This is a genomic window from Serratia sp. BW106, assembly GCF_002607755.1.
Classification (GTDB): Bacteria; Pseudomonadota; Gammaproteobacteria; order Enterobacterales; family Enterobacteriaceae; genus Serratia; species Serratia proteamaculans.
Genome location: NZ_MCGS01000002.1, coordinates 1 through 17,630 on the forward strand (window position 1 = coordinate 1; position 17,630 = coordinate 17,630).

General features: G+C 53.8%; 14 protein-coding genes and 1 tRNA gene. 8 read left to right on the forward strand and 7 right to left on the reverse strand.

Going from position 1 to position 17,630, the window contains the following annotated elements:
- Positions 1–69: 69 nt before the first annotated feature.
- Positions 70–2,631, reverse strand: a complete 2,562-nt coding sequence (gene mdoH / locus BEI65_RS00515) for a glucans biosynthesis glucosyltransferase MdoH (RefSeq protein WP_099061645.1) — start codon at positions 2,629–2,631, stop codon at positions 70–72.
- A complete protein-coding gene (locus tag BEI65_RS00520; RefSeq protein ID WP_176980288.1) occupies positions 2,624–4,192 on the reverse strand; it encodes a glucan biosynthesis protein G in 1,569 nt (522 codons plus the stop codon). Before BEI65_RS00520 ends, mdoH begins: the two co-directional genes overlap by 8 nt.
- A gap of 258 nt (positions 4,193–4,450) precedes the next feature.
- Between BEI65_RS00520 and mdoC the strand changes: the two genes are divergently transcribed.
- The 4 genes from mdoC to BEI65_RS27325 all read left to right on the forward strand — a co-directional run bounded on the left by mdoC (position 4,451) and on the right by BEI65_RS27325 (position 8,549).
- A complete protein-coding gene (mdoC, locus tag BEI65_RS00525) occupies positions 4,451–5,581 on the forward strand; it encodes a glucans biosynthesis protein MdoC (RefSeq protein WP_099061647.1) in 1,131 nt (376 codons plus the stop codon).
- A 316-nt stretch (positions 5,582–5,897) separates the two neighbouring features.
- A complete protein-coding gene (locus BEI65_RS00530; RefSeq protein ID WP_085116203.1) occupies positions 5,898–6,122 on the forward strand; it encodes a hypothetical protein in 225 nt (74 codons plus the stop codon).
- A 302-nt stretch (positions 6,123–6,424) separates the two neighbouring features.
- Positions 6,425–8,146: a potassium/proton antiporter gene (locus BEI65_RS00535; RefSeq protein ID WP_099061648.1), complete on the forward strand. Its 1,722-nt coding sequence runs from the start codon at positions 6,425–6,427 to the stop codon at positions 8,144–8,146.
- Positions 8,147–8,420: 274 nt separating this feature from the next.
- A complete protein-coding gene (locus BEI65_RS27325; RefSeq protein ID WP_255408972.1) occupies positions 8,421–8,549 on the forward strand; it encodes a hypothetical protein in 129 nt (42 codons plus the stop codon).
- A 226-nt stretch (positions 8,550–8,775) separates the two neighbouring features.
- Here the strand turns inward: BEI65_RS27325 and BEI65_RS27330 are convergent, their stop codons facing one another.
- From BEI65_RS27330 to BEI65_RS26670, 4 genes are all read right to left on the reverse strand, one after another.
- Positions 8,776–8,907 (reverse strand): hypothetical protein, encoded by a 132-nt coding sequence (locus BEI65_RS27330; RefSeq protein ID WP_012006291.1) that lies wholly within the window; start codon positions 8,905–8,907, stop codon positions 8,776–8,778.
- 69 nt (positions 8,908–8,976) lie between these two features.
- A complete protein-coding gene (locus BEI65_RS00540; protein WP_085116201.1) occupies positions 8,977–9,480 on the reverse strand; it encodes a YlaC family protein in 504 nt (167 codons plus the stop codon).
- Positions 9,481–9,607: 127 nt separating this feature from the next.
- A complete protein-coding gene (locus BEI65_RS00545) occupies positions 9,608–9,907 on the reverse strand; it encodes a hypothetical protein (RefSeq protein ID WP_085116200.1) in 300 nt (99 codons plus the stop codon).
- A gap of 187 nt (positions 9,908–10,094) precedes the next feature.
- Positions 10,095–10,189 (reverse strand) — tRNA-OTHER (locus BEI65_RS26670).
- A 251-nt stretch (positions 10,190–10,440) separates the two neighbouring features.
- Between BEI65_RS26670 and BEI65_RS00550 the strand changes: the two genes are divergently transcribed.
- The 4 genes from BEI65_RS00550 to proP all read left to right on the forward strand — a co-directional run bounded on the left by BEI65_RS00550 (position 10,441) and on the right by proP (position 16,840).
- Positions 10,441–11,625, forward strand: a complete 1,185-nt coding sequence (locus BEI65_RS00550) for an efflux RND transporter periplasmic adaptor subunit (RefSeq protein WP_099061649.1) — start codon at positions 10,441–10,443, stop codon at positions 11,623–11,625.
- A complete protein-coding gene (locus BEI65_RS00555; protein WP_099061650.1) occupies positions 11,622–13,562 on the forward strand; it encodes a MacB family efflux pump subunit in 1,941 nt (646 codons plus the stop codon). The genes BEI65_RS00550 and BEI65_RS00555 overlap by 4 nt, the downstream gene beginning before the upstream one ends.
- A 3-nt stretch (positions 13,563–13,565) precedes the next feature.
- Entirely contained in the window at positions 13,566–14,933 is a 1,368-nt protein-coding gene (locus tag BEI65_RS00560) for a TolC family protein (RefSeq protein WP_099061651.1), read from the forward strand.
- 404 nt (positions 14,934–15,337) lie between these two features.
- On the forward strand, positions 15,338–16,840 hold the full coding sequence (proP, locus tag BEI65_RS00565; RefSeq protein ID WP_099061652.1) for a glycine betaine/L-proline transporter ProP: 1,503 nt from the start codon (positions 15,338–15,340) through the stop codon (positions 16,838–16,840).
- Positions 16,841–16,901: 61 nt separating this feature from the next.
- On the opposite strand, the gene BEI65_RS00570 is transcribed toward proP, so the two are convergent.
- Positions 16,902–17,459 carry a GNAT family N-acetyltransferase gene (locus tag BEI65_RS00570; RefSeq protein ID WP_099061815.1) on the reverse strand — a complete coding sequence of 186 codons (558 nt, stop codon included), beginning with the start codon at positions 17,457–17,459 and terminating at the stop codon, positions 16,902–16,904.
- Positions 17,460–17,630: the final 171 nt, after the last annotated feature.

Consider the following 17,630-nt stretch of genomic DNA (forward strand, 5'->3'; position numbering starts at 1 on the left):
GGTTTTCTGGGCACAAAAAAACGGGGAACACGCAATGCGCATTCCCCGTTTCGGCTACCCGGTCAAGGCTTAACGTTGACCTTGCGGATGAGCCCGTTCATTGTGCGGCAGTTGCTGGTAGTGCTCGCGCCAGGCGGCCCCTTCCGGCAGTAACCAAACACGCTGATGCAAGCGCGATAACGCAACGGGATCGCTTAACAGCTCCAGGCGTTTGCCCTTCACCAGCTTCTCCGGCCCCAGTTGCAATGCCTCGTTCACCCGCTCTTCACGGTTGTGCTCGATAGCACCCCGCAGGTGGTGACGCGCGGTCGCCAGCGCAGCCGCCAAAGCATTGAACGACGGGTTAACCACCGCGTGCATAAAGCCATTGGCCAGAGCACGTTCACGGTTAAGCTGCAAATACTCTTCGGTCGCCAGCAGTTCACGCGGCGGAGAGTACTCTTCCGGGATCAGGAACAGTTTGGCTCGCTTGCTTTTGATACCCAGCGTCGCCCGGCTCGACAGAGACGAAACGATCGGTGACAGGATCAGCGAGAACACGATCGGCGATAACCACCACAGGAAGCGCAGATCCAGCCAGGCCATACCACCGGCCCAGACCAGACCGAGCAGCATCTGTGAACCGTGGCGTTTAAAGGCTTCGCTCCATGGCGTGTCATCGTCGTCACGCTGCGGAGAGTTCCACACCACTTCCCAACCGAGGAAGGCGCTGACCACGAACACCGTATGGAATAGCATACGTACCGGTGCCAACAGCACCGAGAACAGCATTTCCAACAGCATCGACAGGAACAGACGCACACCCCCACCGTATTCTTTGGCGCCCTTCGCCCAGATCAGCACGATACTGAGCAGCTTAGGCAGGAACAACAGCACCAGAGTGGTAGAGAACAGTGCTATCGCCAGTTCAGGACGCCACTGCGGCCAGACCGGGAACAGCTGACGTGGCTGCAGGAAGTACTGCGGCTCCATCAGGGTATGCACCACCTGCAATGCGGTAGACAACGCCAGGAACATAAACCACAGCGGTGCCGACAGGTATGACATCACGCCGGTCAGGAACACCGCACGGTGCACCGGGTGCATGCCTTTCACCAGGAACAGGCGGAAGTTCATCAGGTTACCGTGGCACCAGCGACGGTCACGCTTTAGTTCGTCCAGCAGGTTCGGCGGCAATTCTTCATAGCTGCCCGGCAGATCATAAGCAATCCACACGCCCCAACCGGCACGGCGCATCAGCGCGGCTTCCACAAAGTCATGCGACAAAATGGAACCGGCAAAGGAGCCTTCGCCCGGCAGCGGTGCCAGTGCACAGTGTTCGATAAACGGCTTCACGCGGATAATCGCGTTGTGACCCCAGTAGTGCGACTCACCCAACTGCCAGAAGTGCAGACCGGCGGTAAACAGCGGCCCGTAAACGCGGGTAGCAAACTGCTGCACGCGAGCATACAACGTATCCATACCCGAGGCTTTCGGCGCAGACTGGATGATACCGGCGTTCGGATTGGCTTCCATCAGGCGCACCAGACCGGTGAGACACTCACCGCTCATCACGCTGTCGGCATCCAGGATCACCATGTAGCTGTACTCGCCACCCCAGCGACGGCAGAAGTCGTCGATGTTGCCGCTTTTACGTTTCACACGGCGACGACGGCGGCGATAGAAGATACGGCCATGGCCTTCTACGTCACGGCACAGTTCCATCCAGGCCTTCTGTTCCGCCATGCAAATATCCGGGTCGTAGCTGTCGCTCAGCACGTAGATATCGAAATGTTCGAGCTGACCGGTGGCGGCAACCGACTCATAGGTCGCACGCAGGCCAGCGAACACCCGTTCGACGTCTTCGTTACAGATCGGCATGATCAACGCGGTGCGGTGCGCCGGATTGATTGGCTCATCGCCCTTGATGGTGGAAGAAATACTGTATTTGTCTTTGCCGATCAGCAACTGCAGGAAGCCCATCAGCGCGGTCCAGAATCCGGCCGACACCCAACAGAACAGAATGGCGAACAGGATCAGAATGCCGGTTTGCAACACGTAAGGCAGCAGTTGCAGCACCGACTGCATCAGATCCTGGTCCAGCATCGCCAGCGGATCGATCAGCGCCCAGCCCTGATATGGCAAGATGGTTTTCATGTACCAGGTAGCGATACCGGTCTGCACCAGCATCAGCACCAACAGCACATAACGGCGCATCGAACCGACCACGCGCCAGCGGTTTTCCGCGGCGGCTTCCTCTTTGGAAGCATGACGGTTGTGCGGCGAGCGCCCCAGCAGAGAATCCCAGAAGCGCGCCACCGGGTTGGTGCGCCAGGCTTCCGGGAACATGCTGGTGCGTTTAATCGGCGGCGTGGCCTTCAGAATACTGCGGCCTTCCACGTCATTGTCAAAATCGTCGTCGCTGACCGCATCCGGCCAAGCGCTTTCGATACGCGCCTTGACCGAGGCCAGCGCCACGTCATCCGCCGACAGCGTATTGACGTTGGCATCGGCGGCGCCCATCTTGCGATGCAGCGCCTCCAGTGCCTGGGCGTCATCCGCTCCCGGCTGGGGTTTAAGCGCCTCTGACTGCTGAGCAGTCAGAGGCATTGCCGCAAGATAATCCTGGGCAAGTTGAGTAGGCTTATTCATTGGCAGGTAGCTGATAGCTCCAGGTTTCCGACAGGGTCTTATCACCATTGACCAGCGCTGCGCGCATTTCTACCGGCTTCTTGTCGTCTTTCACTTTCAGACGCACCGTCAGACGCCAGCCTTTGGTCACTGGATTATAGCGGACATTGTTTTCTACCATTTCACCGTTGTCACCGATGCTCACCTGAGCGGCAACCGGCGTCGCCGCGTCCAGACCTTTCAGTACCGGGCCAACGAAGTCAACCAGGAATGCCACGCTGCCGTCTGGCTCGCGGATCAGGTTAGACTGCTTCACATCACCGGTAGAACGCATGGTCTGGCTGACGTAGGCAATGTCCTGCGAATGCAGTTTGTCTTCGTCACGGGTGAAATGCAGGCGATAGTTTAGTGCCAGCGGCGTTTTGGCATCCGGCAACACGTCCGGAGTCCAGAAGGCCACGATGTTGTCATTGGTTTCATCCGCCGTTGGGATCTCCACCAGCTCAACTTTCCCCTTGCCCCAGTCGCCACGCGGTTCGATCCAGGCGCTTGGACGCAGATCGTAACGGTCGTCCAGATCTTCGTAATCCTTGAAGTTACGGCCACGCTGCAGCAGACCGAAACCTTTCGGGTTCTCGACCTGATAGGTGCTGACGGACAGGTGCTTCGGATTATTCAGCGGACGCCAGATCCATTCGCCGTTGCCGGCATGGATAGACAGACCGTTAGAGTCATGCAGCGCCGGACGGTAGTTCAGCGTCGGAGAAGGCTGGTTTGGCCCGAACAGGTACATGCTGGTCAGCGGTGCCATACCCAGTTTGCCGACCTTGTCGCGCAGGAACACTTTAGACTCGACGTCCACCGTGGTATCGCGGCCTGGATAGACCACAAAACGGTAAGCCCCGGTAGCACGCGGTGAATCCAGCAGCGCGTAAATCACCAGATGTTTGTCGCCCTGCTTCGGACGTTCAACCCAGAATTCGCGGAAACGCGGGAACTCTTCACCGGACGGCAATGCAGTATCAATCGCCAGGCCACGTGCGGAAATACCGTAAACCTGCCCTTTACCCACCACGCGGAAGTAACTCGCGCCCAGCAGGCTCATAATTTCGTCGTTCTTGTCCGCACTGTTGATCGGATAAATCACCTTGAAACCGGCAAAGCCGAGGTTTTTTACCGAATCCGGATCGTGCTTCACCGAACCAAAGTTGAAGTAGTCCGGGTTGTACTTGATCTGCTTCACGGTGGTCGAGGTGACTTCATTGATTTTCACCGGCGTGTCGAAGTACATCCCCTGATGATAAAACTCAAGCTTGAATGGGGTTTTCAGCTTGCTCCAATAGGCTTTATCGTGATTGAACTGAATTTGCTGATAGTCCGCGAATTTCATCTCACGGAATTGAGAAGGAAGGTTGCTCTTCGGAGCCTCAAAGCCTTTTCCTGCCAGATCCTGTGCCTGCTTGGCCACATCATCAATAGAAAAAGCCCATGCCGGCGAAGTAAACAGCGTGAACAATACGGTCGCACCTAACCAACGTACGCTCGCGGCGCGTGGTTTCTTGGATAATATATTAACTAGCACATCCCCCCCTATTCGTGTGCTCAAATCATTTAAATCCATATTAATGGATTATTCAGCTTTCCGACAACATGATAAATGGATGGTTCATGTTTATGGCTCATAGTTTAAGCAGCTGACTAAACACCAGCGTAGCAAGCCCCGCAACAAGACGCTATGGAAAAATGTGAAACGCTATAGTAGGGTTTGAGGTTCGATTTAACCATTGCCGACTTATTAAGCGTGTTAATGACCATTCGATAAAATCACCAGCGGTAACCTATGACTAAAGGCAGCAACCAACGCGAGTTTTTCCTCGATTCGATCCGGGCTTATTTGATGTTGCTCGGCATCCCTTTTCATCTGTCCCTGATCTATTCCAGCCACGCCTGGGCGGTAAACAGCGCTACGCCTTCCTTCTCGCTAACGGTGCTGAACGACTTCATCCATGCCTTCCGCATGCAGGTGTTCTTCGTGATTTCCGGCTACTTCTCGTACATGCTCTACGAGCGCTATGAGCGCCATAAGTGGTTGAAGGTCAGGCTGGAACGGGTGGCGATCCCGCTGCTGAGCTCGATCCCGTTAATTACGGTGCCACAGTTTTTCATGCTGAAATACTTCACCGATAAATTAAACGGCTGGGAAAATTTTTCGCTCTATCAGAAAATAAATGTCACAGTTTGGGAACTGGTTTCTCATCTGTGGTTTTTATTAACCCTGACATTGCTGACCACCCTTTGTTTTTATCTGTTCAAAAAAATCAAGGCGATTAAAAGCAATACCCTTCCCTATCCAATAAATAAAATGACTGGATTAGGAAATATCTCACTGCTCTTTCTTATTTATGCTTTATTCTATTCGGCCGCGCACCGCATTATTTTAATTTTCGCACCGCATTTACTCTCCAATGGCCTGTTCAATTTCGTGGTGATGGAGACCATGTTCTACCTGCCGTTCTTCATCCTGGGTGCTTACGCCTTTAAGTATGTGTGGCTGAAAGAGATTTTTCTCAAGCCCTCACTCTGGTCGCTGCTCGGCTCGCTGCTGTTGTTCATTGCCTACATGCTAAATCAGAAGTATCTGGCCCACAGCAGCTATATGTTCGAGCTGGAAGTGGTGATCAAAACCCTGCTGGGGATCCTGATGGCGAACGTGGTTTTCTCATTCGGACATAACCTGCTGAACTATCACTCACCCCGAATCACTTATCTGGTCAATGCATCGCTCTTTATATATCTGGTGCACCACCCACTGACCTTGATATATGGCGCTTTTGTGACGCCGTATATCGACAATAATCTGCTGGGTTTCGTGCTCGGTCTGGTGTTTGTCTTCTCCTGTGCCTTTGTCTTATATGAGCTGCACAAACGCATTCCCCTGCTGCGGTTCCTGTTCTCCGGAAAACCGCAATAAGCCAATGGCCCAGTATACTGGGCCGTTTGCTGTCATACGTCTGTACGCCTTAACCGATATCATGATTTCGCATACCCGTACCTCAGCCTGTTTGAGCCACTGAGCACACATTGCTCACCCTGAAGGTGAAAGTTAAGGCAAAGTTATGCTGGAGCATATTGCCGCTAGTTGTTATAACTACAACGCATAAGTGGAAATCCACATCCCTGCCTTACGGTAGCGATTGGGCTCAATGAACCCTGAGGGACGGCGTTGTCGCTATCATTACGACAATGTTTGCAGTATCTCCCTTCCGTCACGACAGAGAGGATTTTTAATGACTGATAAAGACACTTCGGCTCCGGAAGCCGTACCAGAAAACGCCACCCTGCTAAAAATTCTTGGCCGATTGCTGTCCGCACTGGATGCGTCGATCGGCGGCAAGGACCGCAGTATTCTGGTCACCGAGCTTTCCAGCCTTAACCTTGACGGTATTTCGGAGTCAGAACGCAAACTGGCTGCCGAGCTGATCAAGCGGGCTTTGCAATCACTCGATCATTAATCACACCACGCCTGCAAACCATTAAGCCTCCTGACGGGGGTTTAATGGTTTTTCCTCCACCGTCGCAATGGAAATTGAGGTTTATTGTCAGGACAGAACCACAGTAAGCTGATAAATATAGATAAAAGTAAGAAGTTCACCGATTTATCCCCACTTCCTCACGCTTTCCTTCTTAAATGACAATAAATGCCAAACTGTTTTGTAAATCAGCCTTGGCGTTTTACCTAAAAAACAGGCTATCATCATGGGGTATCTGCGCCCGCGCGCAACGCCTTTCCCCCAGCCTGCAGGAGAACGTTATTTTGGATGCCAGCACCATTAACAGTTTGTTCATCATCGGTGCCGTGTTGGTGGGAGCAAGTATTCTTCTCAGTTCATTTTCCTCACGCCTGGGGATCCCCATTCTGGTGATCTTCCTGGCTATCGGCATGCTGGCGGGGGTCGATGGCCCTGGCGGTATCGTTTTCAGCAATTACCCTGTGGCCTATCTGGTCAGTAACCTGGCACTGGCCGTGATCCTGCTGGACGGTGGTATGCGCACCCGTGTCAGCTCATTCCGCGTGGCACTCTGGCCGGCACTTTCCCTCGCCACCGTCGGCGTGGTGATCACCGCCGGGCTTACCGGGCTGGCGGCCGCCTGGCTGTTCAACCTCGACTTGCTGCAGGGCATGCTGATTGGCGCCATTATCGGCTCTACCGATGCCGCCGCGGTATTTTCACTGCTGGGCGGTAAAGGGCTTAACGACCGCGTCAGCGCCACGCTGGAAATCGAATCCGGTAGCAACGATCCGATGGCGGTGTTTCTTACCATCACCCTGATTGCGATGATCTCCGCCGGCGAAACCACGCTGAGCTGGATGTTCCCGCTCCATTTGCTGCAGCAGTTCGGCATGGGGATTGTCTTTGGCCTCGGCGGCGGTTGGCTACTGTTGACGCTAATCAACCACATAAAACTGGCGGAAGGCCTGTATCCGCTGTTGGCCGTCAGCGGTGGCATTTTGATTTTTGCCCTGACCACCGCGCTGGACGGCAGCGGCATTCTGGCGGTCTATCTGTGCGGCCTGATGCTGGGCAATCGCCCGATCCGCAACCGGCACGGGATTGTCCAGACCTTCGACGGACTGGCCTGGCTGAGCCAAATCGGCATGTTCCTGGTGCTGGGGCTGCTGCTCAATCCGCACGAGTTGTTGCCTATCGCCATCCCTGCCCTGCTGCTGTCGCTGTGGATGATTTTGTTCGCCCGACCGCTTTCGGTGTTTATCGGGCTGTTGCCGTTCCGCAGTTTTACCCTGCGTGAACGCAGCTTTATCTCATGGGTTGGCCTGCGCGGTGCCGTGCCGGTCATTCTGGCCGTCTTCCCGATGATGGCCGGATTGCCGAATGCTCAGCTTTTCTTCAACGTGGCCTTCTTTGTGGTACTGGTCTCACTGTTACTACAAGGCACAACGCTGTCGTTCGCCGCGAAGAAAGCCAAGGTAATCGTGCCGCCGGCACTGGCGCCAATTTCGCGGGTTGGGTTGGACGTACACCCTGAAAACCAATGGGAACAGTTTGTTTATCAGCTGTCGTCAGAAAACTGGTGTGTGGGTGCTGCACTGCGTGAGCTGAAAATGCCGCCGGGCACGCGCATTGCCGCATTGTTCCGTGGCAAAGAGTTGTTGCACCCCAGCGGTAGTACGCGACTGCGTGAAGATGACATTCTGTGCGTTATCGGCCACGAACATGACTTACCGGTGCTGGGCAAACTGTTTAGCCAGGCGCCGGTGGTCACCATGGATGAGCGTTTCTTCGGTGACTTTATCCTGCAGTCGGACGCACGCCTGAGCGATATTTCACAGGTGTATGGGCTTAACCTGCAGGAAGGCGTGGACGAACAACAAACACTGGGGCAATTCGTCCTTAAACTGATTGGCGGCGAGCCCGTGGTCGGCGACCAGGTAGAATGGGATGGTCTGACCTGGACCATCGCCGAAATGGATGGCAACGCCATCAGTAAAATTGGCGTAAGAATTGTTACTGACTGATTTTTCCGCATCACCAGCCGCTGCGGAGCAACACACGCAGCGGCCCCCTCAAAACAGACGGAACTTATGGTCCTGGAAAGGTTCTTAAACTCTGTAATTATCAAAAGCGGGCGTTCAGCCCCGGCGGTTTAACCTTTACTCTGGGAACACTGCATCGCGGTGATGGGTATTGATTTGAACAGTAAAACTCGATTTCTATCAGCCATGCTGGGGATTGCACTGACGGTCATAGTGCTGGATCTGGGTATCGCCGATTTGGTCCACAGGCTCTTAATTGGATAATTTTAACGTGGCACAGCAGCAACAAGAAAAAGACATTCTGGGAAAAATACTGATAACCGTCTCCACGCTCTGCCTGGTTACCGTGGCGGCGCTGCTGATTTGGGGATTTGTGCTGGATTAATCGTTGACCTGGTGGGCGTAACACGGGAACACAACAACAACTATTTTGTTACAATACGCCCACATCTCTTGCCGACCATTACGCGTATGCTAAGCGCAGTCGGTAATAAAAATAAACCCTCATACTACTTAAGTGTTGGCCCGCCTGAAACGGGCTTTTTTTTGCCTGAAACACGGATTTTGGGCATAAAAAAACCGCCGCAGCGGTTCTTTATTAACGATGGCAATCAGATCTTGCAGCCTTCGCAGTCCGCCTCATCCTCAAGGATTTCTGGCAGTTCTTTGACTTTCTGCGCCGCTTTCTCTTCTGCTTGCGCCAATTCGGCATCGATATCAAAATCGAAAATGTCATCACTCATCGTAAATTCCTCACGCTTAACGGGCTTCAATGCGTGAGTATAATCGACAACCGCGCAGGCGGAAACCCTTCAGTTAAGCACCGCCACCTGCGGCTGCTCATCCTGTGGCTTCTTTGAATACGCCAGATCGTAAACGTCATAGAAATCAATCTCGCCCTTATTGGCGATGATTTCCTGCATCCGGGTTTTCATCGCAGCACCGATCGACGGCTCATCCAAAAGCGCCTTCACCGACTGCGGCGACAGTGCGCGAGTGAAATACCACTCGCCGTTATAACATACGCGCAGATCCAGCACGCCGATGTCCTCGAAACGATACACCGGTTTGATTTCAATCAGCAGCATGGCGAACATGAACAACACGAAGGCGGTAAAAGCCAAAAAGGAGATGAAACCCATGTAGGGGACCTGATACATCACGGCGATCACGGCAAAATAGCCGGCAAACATGGCGAGGCACAGGTAACGGTGATCGCGGGCAAATTCGCTGTTAAAACGCAGCTTGCCGTCGCGCCCTTCCTGCCGATTGATCCGCTCTATTTCTTTTACCAAGATGCTTTTAATCGCGTCCATCGCTACAACCTTATGCCTGGGGGACATTATTGCTATCAATAATCATTCCTCAAACTAACACAGGTACAGTTTGCCCGGGTAGATCAGTTATGCAATTTAAAATCGGCAACTGTTATACCTATGCTGGCTAACGTTGCAGGGAGTTTTTACCTTGGGCAAACATAAACATCCGCTGAGCGATATCGTCAGCCTGCTTGATTTTTTGCTTTTGCGGCTCATTGCAGCGCTGAATGGCGCGAGCATAGGCAAGTTCATGCGCCTGGTCGATCATCGCAATAATCTTGTCACGGTCCTGTTTCTCCAGGTTACCGAGCATGGTAGTGATAATCGCCTGATAGGCATTGGAGGCGGCGGTCAGCGACTGTTCGCGGGCTTCAAGTGCCGCTACGCGTTGCAATAATTCCTGCAGTTGATCGGACTCAGACATAGCGATCTCCTGTTGCCGGGCAGCATACCTGCCTGATTACAGTTTAGCAAAGATCGATGGAACAGAAGAAAACATAAAGAAAGGAGAGGAAACGGTTACGGCAAAGCACACCCGAAAAACCCAACAAGGAGCCGATAGTGCAAATCAACCCGGGTGCACTTTACGGTAACAGTTCACGAAAGGAAGCTGGCGCGCTATGCAGGACTCGAACCCGCGTCTATCAATTTTGTAGCCAAAAAAGCATTTTAAAACCAACCACTCTGCCAACTGAGTTAATAGCGCATTCCGTTGCTTCGGGTTGGTATTATCCATATTAATGCTACGGGTTCAAGTTATTGACCTATGAATGGCTGATTTTGCAGAGAAATCTTATATTTTCGCCTATTTAACCTGCAGCGTGGGATTGCTTTCAGATAGTGATCATTAACCATCGCCATTTTATCGCCCGTCTGCAGCGTGTTTATTGTTAGTTAAAGCGCTGGATGCCACTATAGCGCCTTCTGGGATCATCGTTTTCTGTTATGGATAACACTATGAAAGTCACTCCGCGCCGTTTGGCGTTTATCCTGGCCGGCGCCTTGCTGGTCATACTTGCCCTGGTGGCCGTGTTCTCTTTGCAAAGCTCCTCTCAGACCGCCTCGGTCACGGTACCGGCTCGTCTGGGCGATATAGAAAATGCTGTACTGGCCACCGGCAAGCTTGATGCAATAGAACGGGTCAATGTCGGGGCGCAGGTTTCCGGCCAGGTCAAATCCCTGAAGGTTAAACTGGGCGACCGGGTCACCAAGGGCCAGCCTATCGCCGACATCGACGATCTGCCGCAACGTAACGATCTGCGTAATGCCGAAGCGGCGCTGAACGTCGCCAAGGCGGATTTACAGGCTAAACAGGCGCTATTGAAACAGGCCGAGTCTCGCTTTAAGCGCCAGAAACGCATGTTGAGTGATGAAGCCGGCTCCCGCGAAGATTTTGAGGCGGCGGAAGCCACGCTCGCCGCGACCCGCGCCGAACTGATCGCGTTAAATGCACGCATCGTGCAAGCGCAGATTGAGGTGGACAAGAAAAAGGTCGACCTGAGTTACACCCGAATCCTGGCTCCGATGGACGGCATCGTCATCGCAGTGATTACTCAACAGGGCCAAACGGTGAATGCCAACCAGAGCGCCCCCACCATCGTCAAACTGGCTCAGTTGGACGTGATGACCATTAAGGCGCAGATTTCCGAGGCCGACATTACCCGCGTTTCGCAGGGGCAAAAAGCCTACTTCACCATTTTCTCCGAACCGGACAAACGTTACGACGCCACGCTGCGCACCGTCGAGCTGGCGCCGGAATCGGTGATGAAAGACGACTCAATCTCCGGCGGCAGTTCGTCCTCCGGTTCCGGCACCTCCAACGCCTCGGTGTATTACAACGCATTATTGGATGTACCTAACCCGGATAACCGCTTGCGGATTGCCATGACGGCTCAGGTTTCATTACTGCTCGGTGAGGCAAAAAACGCGCTGTTAGTACCGATCCAGGCGGTGCATAAAACTGCAGATAAAAAACAGCAGGTGCAAGTGCTGACCGCGGACAACCGGTTGGAAATGCGCGAGGTGAAAACAGGCATCACCAATAACGTCGATATTCAAATCCTGTCCGGGTTGAAGGTGGGTGAAAACGTAGTGCTGGTGCAGGAAAGTGCCAGGCCAAGCGAGGAAGGCCTCTCACTGTGAACACTATCATTGAGCTGAAAGGCATCGGCCGCACCTACACCAACAGCAGCCAGCCGCTGACCGTGTTGAAAAACATCAACCTGAGCATCGCTGCCGGGGAGTTGGTCGCTATCATAGGCGCTTCAGGCTCTGGCAAATCCACGCTGATGAACATCATCGGCTGTCTGGACGTACCGGACCAGGGTGACTATTACATCAACGGCCAAAATGCGGCTCACCTGTCGCCGGATCAATTGGCCAGGCTACGTCGTGAGCATATCGGTTTTATCTTCCAGCGTTATCATCTGATGCCGGATATCAGTGCGCTGGGCAACGTCGAAATCCCCGCGATTTACGCCAACAGCAAGCGTGATCAACGCCGTCTGCACGCGGCGCAACTGTTGGCCCGACTGGGGCTGGAAGGCCGTGAGCACCATAAACCTGGGCAGCTCTCCGGTGGCCAGCAACAGCGCGTCAGTATCGCTCGTTCGTTAATTAACGGTGCTGAAATCATCCTGGCGGATGAGCCCACCGGTGCCCTGGACTCCCGTTCCGGCCAGGAAGTACTGGAGATCCTCAGCGAACTTAATCAGCGTGGCCATACTGTCGTGATCGTCACCCACGATATGAAGGTGGCGCAGCACGCACAACGCATCATCGAACTGCAGGACGGTGAGATCGTCGCCGACAGGGGCCGTCAAACGACGGCCCCACTGCCGAAGATGCAAAAGACCCCACCGGCGGCACAAGGCTACTGGCAGAGTCTGCTCGATCGTACCCGTGAGTCGCTGCAAATGGCGCTGAAAGCCATGAATGCCCACCGCCTGCGTACCGCTCTGACCATGACCGGCATTATTTTCGGCATTGCTGCGGTCGTGACGGTGGTCGCGCTGGGCGAAGGCGCCAAACAACGCACGCTGGAGAGTATTAAAAGTCTCGGCACCAACGTGGTCAGCATCTACCCCGGCCGTGATTTCTTTGATGATGCCATCGACAGCATCCGTACTCTGGTTCCGGCAGATGCCGACGCGCTGGCCAGTCAAAGCTTTGTCGACAGCGTCAGCCCTGAAGTCACGGCCTCGGACAGCATTCACTTTCGCAGCAAGTCAGCCAATGCGTCGATCAGCGGCGTTGGACGCGATTATTTACGTGTTAACGGTTTCACGCTGGTGCAAGGTCGCAACTTCCGGGATGACCGTAATGCGCTGCAGGAAGTGATCATTGACGAAAACGCCCGTCAGTCGTTGTTCGGTGATTTCGGCGTAGAGCCGCTGGGCCAAATTGTGTTTCTTGGTGCCGTGCCGGCCCGGGTGATTGGCGTGGTGCAAAGTAACCAGGACTCGGCCCCCAACCGTATCAGAGTGTGGATGCCCTATAGCACCGTGATGTATCGCATGGTGGGCAAAACCACGCTGAGCAGCATCAGCGTCCGGTTGAAAGATGACGTCGCCAACGAGGCTGCCGTCGCCGCCATTAACCAGTTGCTGACCCAGCGCCACGGCGTTAAAGACTTTATGCTGTTCAACCTCGACAAGTACCGTAAATCGATCGAACACACCTCAATGACCCTCAGCCTGCTGATCCTGATGGTGGCCTCAATTTCTCTGATTATCGGCAGCCTTGGCGTGATGAACATCATGCTGGTCTCGGTGACCGAACGGACGCATGAAATTGGCGTGCGTATGGCTGTAGGCGCACGTCGCAGCGACATTATGCAGCAATTTATGATTGAGGCCGTGCTGGTCTGCCTGATCGGCGGGGTGCTGGGCATTTTGCTGTCCTTCGCCGCCGGCTCGCTGTTTACCCTGCTGGCGGGCGGCATGCTCACCGCCATCTATTCCTGGCAGGCCGCCGCGGTAGCCTTCTTCTGCTCCACCTTGATCGGTATGATCTTCGGTTATCTCCCGGCCCGCAAAGCGGCGCGGATGGATCCGGTCATTTCACTGGCCAGCGAGTAACTTATGAAAATTTTATCCCCCCTGGCGTTATGCCTCGCCGCCCTGCTCAGTACCGGCTGCGGCAACGCGCTGAAAAGCGAATATCAGCCAGTGAAGGTAGACTACCCGTCCCAATGGCCGGACAGCAGCGATGCCGCCGCCACGCCGGTGCCTTTTGACTGGCACGATTTCCACGATCCCCAGTTAGACCGTTGGTTGCAACAGGTCATGCTGGCCAATAACGACCTGGCCGCTGCCGCGCTGCGCGTTTACCGCGCCCAATTGACGGCACAACAGACCGATATCGCCACCGAGCCAAGCGTCAATGCTACGCTCAATAGCCAAGCCAGCAACGCCCTTGCCAATTCATCACCCTGGAATAAAAGCAGCAGCGCCAACCTTGGCGTCAGCTACGAGGTCGATCTGTGGGGCAAACTGGCGCGACAGCGTGACGCCGCAGAATGGGCCAGTCAGGCCACCCAACAGGATTTGCAAAGTGCGCGTTTGGCCTTGCTCGCCAACGCCAGCAAAAATTACTGGCGCATAGGCTTTATCAACCAACGGATCAGCGTCAGTCAGCAAAATATCGCTTACACCCGGCAGACCTTACAGTTGGTCAATGCCCGCTATCGTGCCGGCAGCATCTCTTCACTGGACGTGGTGGATGCCGAGCAAAATCTGATCAATCAGGAAAGCAGTCATCTGGCGCTGCTGCGTGAGCGTCAGCAGGCGTTGAACGAACAGACGGTATTACTGGGCGCACCGCCGGGCAATGCGCTGGTGGAACCTGGTGGTTTGCCGACCGGTCCGCTGCCGCAAATCAACGCCGGTATCCCGGCCAGCGTGCTGCGCCACCGCCCGGATATCAGCGCCAAAGAGTTGCGATTGCGCGAAGCGCTGGCCAACGTCGATGTGAAACGCACTCAGTACTATCCGGCCTTTAGCCTGACAGGTTCATTGGGTAGCAGCAGTAGCGCATTGCTGGAATTTCTGCGCAATCCGTTGGCCTCGGTGAGCGCAGGACTAACGTTACCGTTCCTTGAGTGGCGGAAAATGGACGTTGATATCAAAATCGCCCGCAGCGACTACGATCTGCAGGTGCTGGAATTCAAACAGACGCTATATAAAGCCATGGCCGATGTAGACGATGCCTTGTCGTTGCGTACGCAACTGATGGCACAGGAAAAACACTTGCAGGCTTCGTTGGCGTTGGCACGCAAATCTGAGCGCTTGAATGAGAGCCGTTACCGGCAAGGTGCCGTCCCCATCACCTTCTGGCTGGATGCACAAAACCGTCGCAGGCAGGCGGAGCAGGCGCTGGATGAAAATCGCTTTAGCCAATACCAAAATCTGGCACAACTCTATTTAGAATTTGGCGGTTCCCCGCAATAATTCGCCGGCCTGGCGTCTGCGTCAGGCCTTTTTCTTCGCCCGAAAAATGCATTAATTTTGCCGTTTTTTGCTGCAGTTGTTCCTATACTTAACGCATCCCCCACCAGACAAAAAACCAGCAAAATGCACAATAGTTAACCTGTTTATGCGCTAAATTGGTGCAAATCCATAAGATAAACTGCTAAATTTGATCGCCATCAGATATAACGTTAAGCTATAGATGCAAAATAATTAGTCACCTAAATGACATATTCCCGGTGAAAATTGAAACATTACGTGATTCGCATCACACAAAAAATGGCAATGGGGGATCTCTGCGCATAGCGTTTAGATTAACCAAACTGATAACTGGGCAGAAGGATCGCGAATTCACGTACGACTAGAATTGATTAAGGGATGATTATATGAAGTTAAGAAAAAAACGACATAAGCCGATGTTGATTAATGACATCACCATTATTGACGACAGCAAACTGAAAAAGGCGATCACCGCGGCTGCATTGGGCAACGCAATGGAATGGTTCGACTTTGGTGTTTACGGCTTTGTCGCCTACGCCCTTGGGCAAGTCTTTTTCCCTGGCGCCACTCCCGGCGTACAGATGATTGCCGCACTGGCAACCTTTTCCGTTCCCTTCCTGGTACGTCCGTTAGGTGGCATCTTCTTTGGTTCGATGGGCGATAAGTTCGGTCGACAAAAAGTCCTTTCCATCACCATTATTATTATGGCGGTGAGCACCTTCTGTATCGGTCTGATCCCCTCTTATGCGTCGATCGGTATTTGGGCACCGGTGCTGCTGTTGGTAGCCAAGCTGGCACAGGGCTTCTCGGTCGGTGGCGAATACTCCGGCGCAGCGATCTTTGTCGCCGAATACTCCCCGGACCGAAAGCGTGGCTTTATGGGCAGTTGGCTTGATTTCGGCTCGATTGCCGGCTTCGTGCTGGGTGCCGGCGTCGTGGTGCTGATTTCCAGTATCGTCGGTGAAGCTAACTTCCTCGACTGGGGCTGGCGTATTCCGTTCTTCATCGCCGCACCATTAGGCCTGATCGGCCTGTACCTGCGTCATGCGCTGGAAGAAACTCCGGCGTTCCAGCAGCACGTGGAAAAGATGGAGAAAGAAGACCGCAACGCCATCGAAAATCCGCCGAGAACCTCGTTTAAAGAGATCGCGGCCAAGCACTGGAGAAGCCTGCTGGTGTGCGTCGGTATCGTGATTTCGACCAACGTGACCTATTACATGTTGCTGACCTACATGCCGAGCTACCTGTCGCATAACCTGCACTACTCGGAAGATCACGGCGTCCTGATCATTATCGCCGTCATGATCGGCATGTTGTTTGTGCAACCGGTCATCGGCCTGACCAGTGACCGTATCGGCCGTAAGCCGTTTATTATTGGCGGCAGTATCGGCCTGCTGGCGCTGGCTATTCCGTGCTTTATTTTGATCAACAGTAATGTGATCGGCCTGATCTTCGTCGGCCTGTTGGTGCTGGCGGTGCTGTTGAACTGCTTCACCGGCGTCATGGCTTCGATCCTGCCGGCGATGTTCCCAACACACATTCGTTACAGCGCGTTGGCAATTTCGTTTAACATCTCGGTACTGGTTGCCGGTGCAACACCCACGGTAGCCGCCTGGTTGGTCGAATCCTCCGGGAACCTGTATATGCCGGCCTACTACCTGATGGTGGTCGCCGTGATCGGTTTGATCACCGGCCTGTATATGAAGGAAACCGCCAATAAGCCGCTGCGTGGTGCTACCCCGGCCGCCTCGGATCGCTCGGAAGCCAAAGAACTGCTGCAGGAAAACTACGATAACATCGAACAGAAAGTCGATGACATCAACGAGCAGATTTCCGAGTTGGAAAAGAAAAAACAGATGTTGATCGACCAGCATCCAAAACTGGACTAAACAACGTTCTGACGACAAGCCACCTGCGGGTGGCTTTTTTTTGGCTATCAACGCCGAAGGGTTACTCTGCGTGCCGTGGGTTAATCAACGAGGTCAATACGTGATCTTGCCAGCGGCCGGCAATTTTAAGATAGGATTTCGCGTAACCTTCTTTCTCAAACCCCAGGCGCAACAACAGCTTTTCGCTGCGAGCATTGGTCGGAATATAAGCGGCCATAATGCGATGCAGATCCAGTTCAGCCAACATGTAGTCAAGGGCCGTAGTGAGCGCCAGGGTCATTATCCCCTTGCCTTGATGGCAGGCAGCTATTGAATACCCCAGATGGCAGGCCTGAAAGGGACCACGAGCTATATTGGAAAAGTTGCAGGCGCCCAACATCTCCGTGCCGGTGCCATTGATAATGCCAAACTGATAAGCCACTCCCTGCTCGGCATCCCGCTGCGCATGCCACAACCGCTGGTGGATCACCTCTGCACTGTAAAAATCGGCAGGTCGCTTCGGCTCCCAGGGGGAAAGGTGCTGCTGGTTCTCCTGGAAGTAACGATGAACGATGTCCGTATTCGCGTCCGTCAGGATCTTTAGACGTAGGTCATTTCCCACGATAGTTAATGCTTTCACCACCATCCTCCTGATTCACTGAACCGACACAATAGCGCAACGGTTCCTCCCCCGGAGAACATTTTTGCATGCCGAACTGTAGTCACAGTAGCCAGATATTTTATCCCCGGGGCGTTTGATGCTAGGCTGGGAATCCTGTTAACCCATTGAAGACGATAGCCAATGAGTAAA

Excerpts from the sequence above, each read along its gene's own strand:
- BEI65_RS27330 (WP_012006291.1), bottom strand. The coding sequence starts at position 8,907 with ATGAGTGATGACATTTTCGATTTTGATATCGATGCCGAATTGGCGCAA.
- mdoH (WP_099061645.1), bottom strand. The coding sequence starts at position 2,631 with ATGAATAAGCCTACTCAACTTGCCCAGGATTATCTTGCGGCAATGCCT.
- BEI65_RS00540 (WP_085116201.1), bottom strand. The coding sequence starts at position 9,480 with ATGGACGCGATTAAAAGCATCTTGGTAAAAGAAATAGAGCGGATCAAT.
- proP (WP_099061652.1), top strand. The coding sequence starts at position 15,338 with ATGAAGTTAAGAAAAAAACGACATAAGCCGATGTTGATTAATGACATC.
- BEI65_RS00530 (WP_085116203.1), top strand. The coding sequence starts at position 5,898 with ATGACTGATAAAGACACTTCGGCTCCGGAAGCCGTACCAGAAAACGCC.
- BEI65_RS00550 (WP_099061649.1), top strand. The coding sequence starts at position 10,441 with ATGAAAGTCACTCCGCGCCGTTTGGCGTTTATCCTGGCCGGCGCCTTG.
- BEI65_RS00545 (WP_085116200.1), bottom strand. The coding sequence starts at position 9,907 with ATGTCTGAGTCCGATCAACTGCAGGAATTATTGCAACGCGTAGCGGCA.
- mdoC (WP_099061647.1), top strand. The coding sequence starts at position 4,451 with ATGACTAAAGGCAGCAACCAACGCGAGTTTTTCCTCGATTCGATCCGG.
- BEI65_RS00560 (WP_099061651.1), top strand. The coding sequence starts at position 13,566 with ATGAAAATTTTATCCCCCCTGGCGTTATGCCTCGCCGCCCTGCTCAGT.